The 10,646-nt window shown below is 72.3% G+C and carries 8 protein-coding genes; 4 read left to right on the top strand and 4 right to left on the bottom strand.

The window, feature by feature from the left end:
* Nucleotides 1-135 precede the first annotated feature (135 nt).
* Both TR50_RS38240 and TR50_RS38235 read left to right on the top strand, forming a co-directional pair.
* Nucleotides 136-1,242, top strand: a complete 1,107-nt coding sequence (locus TR50_RS38240; protein WP_236654763.1) for a YeiH family protein — start codon at nucleotides 136-138, stop codon at nucleotides 1,240-1,242.
* Nucleotides 1,243-1,398: 156 nt separating this feature from the next.
* Nucleotides 1,399-3,651, top strand: coding sequence for a HelD family protein (locus TR50_RS38235; protein WP_042433608.1), 2,253 nt, complete (start codon nucleotides 1,399-1,401; stop codon nucleotides 3,649-3,651).
* Nucleotides 3,652-3,721: 70 nt separating this feature from the next.
* Here the strand turns inward: TR50_RS38235 and TR50_RS38230 are convergent, their stop codons facing one another.
* Complete coding sequence (locus TR50_RS38230) at nucleotides 3,722-4,915, bottom strand: DUF2306 domain-containing protein (RefSeq protein WP_042433605.1); 1,194 nt, start codon at nucleotides 4,913-4,915, stop codon at nucleotides 3,722-3,724.
* Between the two features lie 114 nt (nucleotides 4,916-5,029).
* Nucleotides 5,030-5,548 (bottom strand): PadR family transcriptional regulator, encoded by a 519-nt coding sequence (locus TR50_RS38225; protein WP_042433596.1) that lies wholly within the window; start codon nucleotides 5,546-5,548, stop codon nucleotides 5,030-5,032.
* 61 nt (nucleotides 5,549-5,609) lie between these two features.
* Between TR50_RS38225 and TR50_RS38220 the strand changes: the two genes are divergently transcribed.
* Both TR50_RS38220 and TR50_RS38215 read left to right on the top strand, forming a co-directional pair.
* Complete coding sequence (locus tag TR50_RS38220; protein WP_042433595.1) at nucleotides 5,610-5,984, top strand: cyclophilin-like fold protein; 375 nt, start codon at nucleotides 5,610-5,612, stop codon at nucleotides 5,982-5,984.
* Nucleotides 5,985-6,120: 136 nt separating this feature from the next.
* A complete protein-coding gene (locus tag TR50_RS38215) occupies nucleotides 6,121-6,735 on the top strand; it encodes a GNAT family N-acetyltransferase (RefSeq protein WP_042433592.1) in 615 nt (204 codons plus the stop codon).
* Nucleotides 6,736-6,825: 90 nt separating this feature from the next.
* On the opposite strand, the gene TR50_RS38210 is transcribed toward TR50_RS38215, so the two are convergent.
* Together TR50_RS38210 and TR50_RS38205 are read right to left on the bottom strand one after the other, a co-directional pair.
* Complete coding sequence (locus TR50_RS38210; protein WP_042433589.1) at nucleotides 6,826-9,114, bottom strand: discoidin domain-containing protein; 2,289 nt, start codon at nucleotides 9,112-9,114, stop codon at nucleotides 6,826-6,828.
* A gap of 144 nt (nucleotides 9,115-9,258) precedes the next feature.
* Complete coding sequence (locus TR50_RS38205) at nucleotides 9,259-10,467, bottom strand: ROK family transcriptional regulator (RefSeq protein WP_042433586.1); 1,209 nt, start codon at nucleotides 10,465-10,467, stop codon at nucleotides 9,259-9,261.
* Nucleotides 10,468-10,646 lie beyond the last annotated feature (179 nt).

Here is a 10,646-nt window from a genome sequence, read left to right as displayed (position 1 = left end):
CGCCCCGCCCGCGCGCGCCGGGCCGCGCCTGCGCCGACGTCCGTCTCCGCCGCCTCTCCTGTCATAGGGAAACCCTATGACGTGGGCGCGGCTTTGCGGCTACCGCCCTTCCGGCGCGGGCCCAAGAGTGTTCTCGTGACGATCACCCCCGTGCGCCCGGACCGGCGCGACAGCGTGCACACCCCTCCCCACGCAGGTCTCACCCGTCCGCCGGCGCCGACGCGCCTGCGTGCGTCGATGCGCCGGAACCTGCCGGGACTGACCGCCGCCGGGGTGGCCACGGCGGTCGCGGCCGGGGTGAACCACCTCGCGCCGTCTGTCTCGCCGATGACCGCCGCCGTCGCGCTCGGCGTGCTCGCGGGGAACCTGCGCAGGGGTGGCGCCCGGATCCTGCCCGAGGCCACCCGCCCGGGGCTGGGCGTCACCGCGAAGCGGGTGATGCGACTGGCCGTCGTCCTGCTCGGGCTCAAGCTCGCCCTGAGCGACGTCCTCGCGCTCGGCTGGCCGAGCCTCCTCCTGGTCTGCGTCGTCGTCGCGGCGACGTTCTTCGGCACGCAGTGGCTCGGCCGCAAGGCCGGGCTGCCCGGCGACCAGCCGCTGCTGATCGCGACCGGCTTCTCCATCTGCGGCGCCTCCGCCGTCGCCGCGATGAACGGCGTGACGGAGAGCGAGGAGCGCGACACCGTCACTGCCGTCGCCCTGGTGACGCTCTGCGGCACGCTCGCCATCGGCGTGCTGCCGCTGCTGCACCACCCGCTCGGGCTGAGCGATCTGCAGTTCGGGCGCTGGACCGGGGCGAGCGTCCACGACGTGGGTCAGGTCGTCGCGATCGGGCAGACGGCCGGCGCGGCGGCGCTCGGACAGGCGGTCGTGGTCAAACTGATGCGGGTGGCGCTGCTCGCGCCGCTGGTCACCGGCGTCGCACTGGTGCGATCCCGCCGCGCCGCCGGCGGCACGGGCGGGCGCGTCGCCGGGGGGAAGCGCCCGGCGCCGATCCCGCTGTTCCTTGTCGGCTTCCTCGCCTGCGTGGCGCTGCGCAGCACCGGCATGCTGCCCACCGGCTTCGTGGACACCGCCGGGACCGTCGACCAGCTGCTGACAGCCGCGGCGCTCTTCGCCCTGGGCACCACCGTCGACGTACGGAGCCTGCTGCGCACCGGCCGCAAGGCGCTGCTGGTCGGCCTGGCCTCGTGGGTGCTGATCGCGGCCGTCTCCTACGCGGGCGTGCTGCTCACGACCTGAGGGACATAAACAACAAAAAAGCCGGGATTGCATCCCGGCGAATTCGCTCGTATATTAAGAGATTCCTCTGTCCTGCGGCACGAAGTCATGCCAACGGACGAGGAATCTTTACGGGTTCACTATATCCGAGCGGGAGCGGCATTGTCAAACGACGGAATTCGCCAGGAACAGGAATTCATCGACCTGCTCCGTGCACGCCTCGCCGTGCTGGAGGCCCAGGCCGACGCCGCCGTCCAGGCCGCGCTGGGGCAGGAGGTGACCAACGCTCAGACGCGCCTCGAACGCGACGTGCTGGTCGCCGAGAACTCCGGCCTGCTCGCCGCCTACTCCTCCGGCGAGCACGGCCTCTGCTTCGGCCGGCTGGTCTTCCGCGACGGGGTCGACCACCACATCGGCCGCCTCGGAATCCGCGCCGACGACGCGGAGCGCACCCCCCTGGTCGTCGACTGGCGCGCGGACCTCGCCCGGCCGTTCTACCTCGCCACCGGCTACGAGCCGATGGGCCTGCGCCGCCGCCGCCACATCACCACCGAACGCAACCGCGTCACCGCGCTGCACGACGAGATCCTCGACCTCGCCGACGCCGAGCGCTCCGGCTACGAGGGCTCGGACGCCGACGACGTGCTGCTCGCCGCGCTCGACGCGGCCCGCACCGGTCGCATGCACGACATCGTGCAGACCATCCAGGCCGAGCAGGACCGGATCATCCGCGCGCCGCACCAGGGCGTGCTCGTCGTCGAGGGCGGCCCCGGCACCGGGAAGACCGCCGTCGCACTGCACCGTGCCGCCTACCTGCTCTACGCCCAGCGCGAGCTGCTGGCCCGCCGCGCGGTGCTGATCGTCGGCCCGAACCCGGCCTTCCTCGCGTACATCGGCCAGGTGCTGCCCTCACTCGGCGAGACCGGCGTGCTGCTGGCCACCCCGGCCGAGCTCTTCCCCGGCGTGCGCGCGACCGGCGTCGACACCCCGGCGGCCGCCGCGGTCAAGGGCGCCGCCACGATGGCCGACGCCCTCGCCGGCCACCTGCGCGACCGGCAGGCGCTGCCGGATCCGGCGCTGGTCATCGAGCACGACGACGGCGTGCTCATCCTGGACCGCGAGATCGCCGCCGCGGCCCGGGAGCGCGCCCGCGCGGCGCAGCTGCCGCACAACCTGGCCCGCCCGCACTTCGCCTTCGCCGTCATCGACGCGCTGACCGAGCAGCTTGTCGAGCGCCTCGGCCACGACCCCTACGGCGGCCCGAACCTGCTCGGCCCGGACGACCAGGCCCTGATCGGCAAGGCCGTCGCCGCCAGCCCCGCCGTCCACGCCGCGATCGACGAGCTGTGGCCGCAGCTCACCCCCGAGCGGTTCCTCGCCGACTACCTGGAGGACCCGACCCACCTCCCCGAGGCCGACGCCGAGGTCATCCGGCGCGTCCACACGTCCCGCCCCGAGCGCCCGGCGCGCTGGGAGTGGACCCCGGCGGACATCCCGCTGCTGGACGAGGCCGCGGAACTGCTGGGCGAGGACGACTCGGCGCGGCGCGCGATGGAGGAGGCGCTGCGCCAGGAGCAGATCGCCTACGCCCAGGGCGTGCTCGACCTCTCCTACGGGTCGCGCACCCAGGAGTTCGAGGACCGCGACGACGAGGACTCGGAGCGCCTCGCCGCCCACGACCTCATCGACGCCGAGCGCCTGGCCGACCGTCAGGAGGAGATCGACCACCGTACGGCGGCGGAGCGCGCGGCGGCCGACCGCACCTGGGCCTTCGGCCATGTCATCGTCGACGAGGCGCAGGAGCTCTCCCCGATGGCGTGGCGACTGCTGATGCGCCGCTGCCCGACCCGCTCGATGACCCTGGTCGGCGACCCCGCCCAGACCAGCGAACCGGGAGGCTGCGGCAGTTGGGACGCCGCCCTGCGCCCGCACGTCCAGGACCGCTGGCAGCGCGTCGTCCTGGACGTCAACTACCGCACGCCCGCCGAGATCATGGACGCGGCCGCGGCCGTGCACCGCGCGACGGACCCGTCGTTCACCCCGCCGAGTTCCGTGCGGAGCACGGGCGTGCGGCCGTGGGCCCTGGCCGTGCCGACGCCGGACGAGCTGCCCGGCGCGGTCGCGAAGGCGGTCGCGGAGCACGCCTCCCCCGAACGCCGCCTGGCAGTCGTCGCGCCGGAGGACGAACTCGACGCCCTGGTCGCGGCGCTGCCGGAGGCGGCCAGCGGCTCCGCGCCGGACCTGACCTGCCCCGTCGTCCTGCTCGCGCCCGCGCAGGCGAAGGGGCTGGAGTTCGACACGGTGCTGGTGGTCGAGCCGACCGGCTTCGGTGCCAACGAGCTGTACGTCGCCCTGACCCGGGCCACCCAGCGGCTCGGCGTGCTGCACACCGAACCGCTGCCGTTCGGGCTGGAGTTGGAGACCGTCTGAGGCCGGGTTCGGCCGCGTGCCGGTTCGGATCGGCCGGGTTCGGCTCGGGGCGCGGCGCGTTCCCGCGCCCCTACCGGACCGGCGCGGCCTCGGTCGGAGCGACCGGAGCCGCAGACGTCCGCTTCGCCGTCTCCCGCGCCACCAGCGCCCGAAGGCCCGTCAGCGCCGTCGCCCAGAAGGCCAGCACGCCGCAGCCGATCGCCACGGCCGCGCTCAGCGCGGTGACGCGGTCCAGGTCGAACGCGCGCTCGAAGGGCAGCACGCACAGCGCCGAGAAGACCGGCGCGAGGCTCAGTGCGACGAGGTGGATCCGCCACTCCTCGCGGGCCCAGGTCCGGCCTTCGTTCGCTGCGCGCCGCATCCGCCACGCCATGACGGCGGCGGTGGCGGCGAACGGGAGGAGATAGCCGAGCAGCAGGCGGTGGTTCTGCGCACCGCCGCCGGACAGGAACGCCTCGGTGATCCACCCGAGCGCCGCCGCCCCCGCGAGCCCGGCGGCCAGCAGGGCCCACCACGGCACCCAACTCCCGTTCATCCCCGGCAGTTCGGTACGACGGTCCAGTCGGCGTGAGGCGATCAGCGCGCCGAACGCGACGACGGAGCCGAGGTGCATCACGGCGATCTGGTTGATCTGCGCCATCGAGAGCCCGGGGAGGAGCACCGGCAGTGCGCCCCATTCGAGGCGCAGCAGCGGAGCCGTCATCAGGAAGCCGTAGCAGAGCAGCATCCAGCGCTGGTGGATCTGGGGCATCCGCTGCACCGCGGCGACGATCCCGAACGTCACGCTGAACACGGTGCCGACGAGGATGGTCGCGAGCACGATCCAGAAGGCGGGGCCGCTGAACGCGTCGCGCGGGGCGGTGCGCAGCAGGTAGACCGCCGCGCCGGCCATCGACACGTAGACGGTGACGGCGAAGACGACGCCGAGCGCGCGGTGCAGGCGCGCCCTGCGCCGTACGGCGGTGAGGAGTTGGAGCGGTCCGAGCAGCATCAGCAGGCCGCCGAGCACCGAGTGGACGATCAGCGCGGCGAGGCTGTGGTCGTAGGGCTTGATCCGTGTCGCGAACGCTTCGGCAACGTAGCGCGGGCTGGTGAGGTGGGCGAGGAGCGACTCGCCGACGGCGGGCGCGCCAGGGTGGGCGTAGGGCCACAGCTCGGTCGCGGCGATCGGCGCGTAGCCGACACCGAGGGCCACGACGACGAGCGCGGCCACCCGCCCCCAGCTGATCCGCGCGCTGCGCGTGCTGCCCCTGGGTCGGTCCACGGCGGCCCCCTCGCTCACTGACAGTCCTTTCTGGACTGTCGAGAAGGTAGGGCGGAACCAGGGAGGGGTCAAGAGGTTGTTACCGACGAGTCAGAACTGATCCGGGCGGGGGCCTCATTCGGACGCCCGGCCCGCCACCCACTGCCAGAACTCCACCATCATCCGCTCGTACCGGATGCCGAACTCCAGCGCCTCGCGCTGCCCTCGCGTGATCAGCCCGCCGACGGACTCGGCCAGGCCCTCGTACTCGCCGAGGGCGCGTGCGTGCTCCTCGATCTGCGTCGGCGCGTGGACCTCCGGCCGGGCCCCGAACCACAGCTTGAGGATGCCGCGTTCCCGCGCCTCGACCGGCACGAACGCGGAGTCGGCGAGCCAACCGGCGAGGGCCTCGGCACCCGGTTCGGTCAGCCGCATGACCCGCCGGTTGCGCCCGCCCTCCTGCCGCACCTCGGAGAGCAGCCCGGCCGCGAGCAGTCGGTCGCACTGCGCGTACACCTGCGCGTGCGGCACCGCCCAGAACGGGGCGACGGTCCGGGCAGCCTCGATCTTCACGTCGTACGGGCTGGCCTCGCCCAACTGGTCGATGATCCCCAGCACGAGATAGGAGGACGTGGTCAACCGGGTCTCAGGCATGCCGTGACGGTACCGCGAGACAGCATTGACAAAATGTTGAAGCGCACGCTTCGCTGCTGCCATGCAGATTCGCATCATCTGGCCCGCCGGTACCGCGACGGCCACCCTGCGCTCCACCCCGACCAGCGAGGCCCTGCGGACCGCGCTGCCGATCCAGTCGACGGCGAGCACCTGGGGCAAGGAGGTCTACTTCCGCACCCCGGTCACCCGCGACGTGGAGCCCGACGCCCGGCAGGTCGTCGAACCCGGCACGGTCGCCTTCTGGCCCGACGGCGACAGTCTCGCCCTCCCCTTCGGCCCCACCCCGATCTCCCGCGCCGACGAGTGCCGCCTCGCCAGCCCGTGCAACCTCCTCGGCGCGCTCGACGGCGACCCCGAGGCCCTCGCCACCGTCCGCGACGGCGACTCGATCCGGGTGGAACTCGCCACGGAGTGACGCACGCTCAGCCGAAGACGGTCACCAGCGATGTCCATGACTGCCCGGAGACATCGCCCGCAGCCTCGGCCATGGAGCCGCGCGACCGGCGGACTCCGAGCTGGCGCGCTCACCTGCCGCGCCTTACCGTGGCCGGATGAGCAGCCAGGAGCAGCCGCTACACGTCCGCACGGCCCGCGCCGACGATGTCGACGCCGTCGTCGCGACCATCACCACCGCGTTCTTCGACGACCCGGTGTGGGGGCCGGCCTTTCCGGACCCTGGGCGGCGGGCGGCGCAGGCCGGCGCGCTGTGGCGGCTGTTCGCCGCCTCCGCGCTGCGGTATCCGTGGCTGCTGGTGACGGAGCAGGTCGAGGCCGCCGCGGTGTGGATCCCGCCGGGCGGGACGGAGCTCACCGACGAGGAGGAGCACGGCTTCGCCGACTTCCTCCGCGCGACCACCGACGCCGACACGGCCGCCGGGATCCTGGCGATCCTGGAGCCGATGGAGGCGGCCCGGCCGCAGGAGCCCCACTTCTATCTGAGCCTGCTGGGCACGCACGACGACCATCGCGGCAAGGGCCTCGGCATGGCCCTGCTCCGCGAGAGCCTCACCCGCATCGACGCGCTCCACATGCCCGCGTATCTGGAGTCGAGCAACCCGCCCGCCAACGACAAGCGCTATGCCGCCGTCGGCTTCGTGCCGACCGGCGAGCTGACGATGCCCGACGGACACGTGGTCACCACCATGTGGCGTCCCGCGCGCGGCTGACAGCGGGGAGGAGGCAGCCGCGCGCGGGACGGGTCACACCGGAGTCAGACCGGCGTCAGACCGGCCTCGCACCGGCGGGGAGCGGCGTCGTCACGGGTAGCTGACGACGTCGCTCGGCCCGCCGAAGGTGGAGCTGACGGGCTGTCCCGTTCCGTTGATCACGGTGTCGATGCCGCCGCTGCCGTTGAGGAACACGGTCAGCAGATCGTGGAACTGGACGCCCGAGTTGTTCGGGGCCTGGAAAGCCATCGCGTTGTGGATGTCCTGGCCCTGGTCGAAGTACGAGTAACTGCCCATGCCGTAGCCCTGGAAGCTGGTGACGCCGGGCGCGACGTAGAAGGCGGGGTAGCCCTTCTGCGACGAACTCGACATCCAGGAGGCCTGGTTGGGCACCTCGTACGGGTTCTCGTTCTGGAAGAAGACGACCTCGCCGCCCTGGCCGTTCCAGACCGTCTCGTTCTTCTGGAAGTGCTCGACGGCCAGGCCCGTCGCCACCACGTTGTTGCCGTTCACGACCAGGCCGGTGTCGCTCTGGTCACCGGTCCAGGTGCCCGCGCCCGCGCCGTGGTCGGCGCGCCAGATCCAGGCGTCGTCGACGATGGAGTTGTTGCTGTTGTCGACGAGCGCGGTGGTCACCGAGCCGGCCGTGGCGCCGCCGACGCGGAAGAAGACGTCGTCCAGGGTGACCGGGTCGGCCGCGTGGCTGACGCCGGAGCCTGCCGTGCCGACGGTGAGCAGCGTCGGCGAGGTGGCCGGACCCGCGTCGAAGATGACGCCGGTGACGTTCACGCCGTCCACGTCGGCGATGTTCATCGTGGTGTTGCCGTTGCTCGGCACCAGCGTCGGGAAGCCGAGGCCGACGATCTTCGTGTCGGGGTGGGTCACGCTGATCGTGCTCGGCACCTGGTAGACGCCGGGCGTGAACAGCAGGTTGTCACCGGCCGCGAGCGCCGCGTTGATCTGGTCGGTGGTCGCGCTGGGCTGGACCACGAAGAAGGTGGACAGCGGCAGCGAGACGCCGGGCGTGGAGCCGTTCAGCCAGGTCGGCCCGGAGGAGTTGGTCTGCAGCGAGGGCACGAAGACCTGGTAGTTCCCGCTGGAGTCCAGGTACAGGTAGGGCGCCTCCCGCGTCTGCGGGCAGGTGGCGAGTGTGGTGTAGGAGTTGGGGCCGCCGCTGTCACCGGAGTTGGCGGCGAAGGACTGCGCGGGCGCACCCGGGTCACCGCAGAACACCTGGTTCCACACGGCGTTGCTCCAGCCGTCCAGGCTGGAGTCGCGGGTGAAGAACTGCTGCTGCGAGCCGTTGGTGACGGTGCCGCCGGTGAACTGCGAGTCGGCGACGAAGCCGCCGCTGGCCCAGTCCGGCGAGCCGGTGCAGTAGTCCATCAGGCTCAGGTTGCCGTTGATGTGCACCCGGCGCAGCGGCGCGGCCTGGGACACGGCCCAGAAGTCGTCGCCCGCGTAGCAGCCGGTCATGCCGGTGACGTTGACGGTCAGGTTGGTGAGGGAGCGCCAGAAGTTGGTGGTGGCGTAGCACTGCGTCTGCACGCCGCCGTTGCACTGGTTGTACACGTCGACGGTGCCGTTGATGACCGTGTCCCCGGGGTTCCTGCCGAGGCCGGCGACGCTCTCGTAGAAGCCGACGGAGAAGATCAGCGGGTTGGCGGCGGAGCCGTAGGTGCCCGGCTTGAACAGGATCGCGTAGCGCGCGGTCCCGAACTCGTTGCCGCCCTGGGCGTTGGCGATGGAGTTGAGCTGGCTCTGGATGGTCGACTGCGCCATGGTCGGGTCGAAGACGATGACGTTGGGGCCGAGGTCGCCGCCGGTGGGCGGCGGCGGGGTGCCGCCGCCGGAGCCGTAGACCGAGAACTCCCAGAGGCTGTAGCCGTACTGGGTGTTGCGCTGCGTCCCGTACATCCGGATGTAGCGCCCGGCGCCGGAGACGTTCAGCGTCTCCGTGCCGCCGGGGCCGGACGTGGTGGAGTAGATCGTCGTCCAGTTGGCGGCGTCGTTGGACGTCTGGATCTGGTAGGCCTTGCCGGAGGCGGTCTCCCAGTTCAGCACGACCTGGCAGACGGTCTGGCTCGAGCCGAGGTCGACCTGGAGCCACTGCGGATCGGAGAAGGAGGAGGACCAGCGGGTCCCGGTGTTGCCGTCGACGGCGTTGGACGCCGGGAAGCTGCCGTTCTCCAACGAGGAGGCGGTGGCGGGCCTGCCCAGCGCGAGGTCGGTGGTGCCGCAGCTCGCCGCGGCGGCACGGGAGGCGACCCCGGCCTGGGCGGCCAGGGCGGCCAGCAGCAGGGCGACGACGGCGAGCAGCGCGGACAGCGGGCGTCCACGCGAGGGGAGTCTGCGGGGAACGGTCGCGACAGATCTCATGGCACTCCTGGCACGGGTGGGTGGGAGTGGTGCAGAACCTTGCCCTTGCGGCGAGAGAGCGCTCTCTGACGCCTCTCTGCGGTGCATCGTGAAGGTCTGTCGAGCCGGTGTCAATACAGAAGTCGAAGCCGCTCTGCGTCGGCGCTACGCGCCCGCCTCCAACAGGCGGGCGACCGGGAGGGTGGCCGCGCCTCGGGCCACCGCGTCCGCGCCGAGCGCGCCGAGGTCCACCGAGGTCAGCGAGTACGGCAGGCGCAGCGCGTGCGCACGCACGACCTCGCGGATCCGCGGCAGCAGGCTCGGCGCGAGCGCGAGCCCGGCCCAGCCGCCGATGATGACGCGCTGCGGGTTCAGGAAGTTGACGACATCGGCGATGCCGACGCCGATCCGGACAGCCGTCTCGTCAAGGACCGAACGCGCCGCCTCCCCTTCCCTGCCCGACCGCTCGGCCGCGGCCAGGATCAGACGCAGCGCCTCCTCCTCGTCGGAGGCGTCGATCCCCGCCGAGCCCGCCGCCTGCGCCGCCTCCGCGTAGCGGGCGATGACCGCCTCCGCGCCGACGTAGGCCTCCAGGCAGCCGCGCGCGCCGCAGCGGCAGAGGCGGCCCTGGTACTGGACGTTGAGGTGCCCCCACTCCCCCGCACTGGTGGTCGAACCGCGGAAGGGCGCGCCGTCGGCGATGACGCCCGCCCCGGCGCCCGAGCCGAGCAGCAGGAAGACCGCGCTGTCCACGTCCCGCCCGGCGCCGAACCACATCTCGGCCTGCGCCATGGTGGTCGCGCCGTTGTCGATGAAGAGCGGCAGTTCGGTGTGCTCGCGCAGCCGCTCCTCCAGCGGGAAGGCGTCCCAGCCGACGGTCTGGCCGTGGACCACGGCATAGGGCTGGTGCTGCACGATGCCCGGGACGCCGATGCCGACGCCGAGCAGCGGCGCGGCCGCGCCCGCGCGCAGCTCGGCGAGCCCGGCGGCGATCGCGGGGACGACGGCCTCGGGGTCGAGCGAGCCGCCGATCACCGGCAGGTCCAGCGCGGCGAGTTCGCCGAGGCCGAGGTCGAAGCGCTCCAGCCGGATCCGCGTCTCGCCGACGTCGATGCCGATGACCTCGAAGCTGGAGGTGTCGACCCGCAGCAGGATGCGCGGCCGCCCGCCCTCGGACTCGACGGCGCCGGCCTCCACCACGAGCCCGGCGTCGAGCAGGTCGGCCACGACGTTGCTGACGGAGGCGGAGCTGAGGCCGGTCGCCTGGATCAAGTCCTGCCGGCTGAGCGGACCGTGGAAGTACAGCTGCCGCAACAGTCGGGCGCGGTTGGCGCGCCGCAGGTCACGGACGTTTCTGCGACCCTCGTCGGTCATCCCGGCCCATCCTCCACGCTCTGCCCCGGAGGGCACCCTACTGGGACCCCGCTGGCCCAGGACCGCCGAATCTGTTGACGGTTGATTATCTCACAGGTTAAATCACGTCTCGAACTAAGTCATGAGCAAAGCCTTCGTCCGTTCCGGGCACCCCCTCAAGGGCCGCGCTGATCCGCCCC

Origin of the sequence: Streptacidiphilus anmyonensis (assembly GCF_000787855.1) — a bacterium.
Classification (GTDB): domain Bacteria; phylum Actinomycetota; class Actinomycetes; order Streptomycetales; family Streptomycetaceae; genus Streptacidiphilus; species Streptacidiphilus anmyonensis.
The sequence above is the reverse complement of the archived record's forward strand: the minus strand, read 5'-3'. Positions and strand labels throughout refer to the sequence as shown.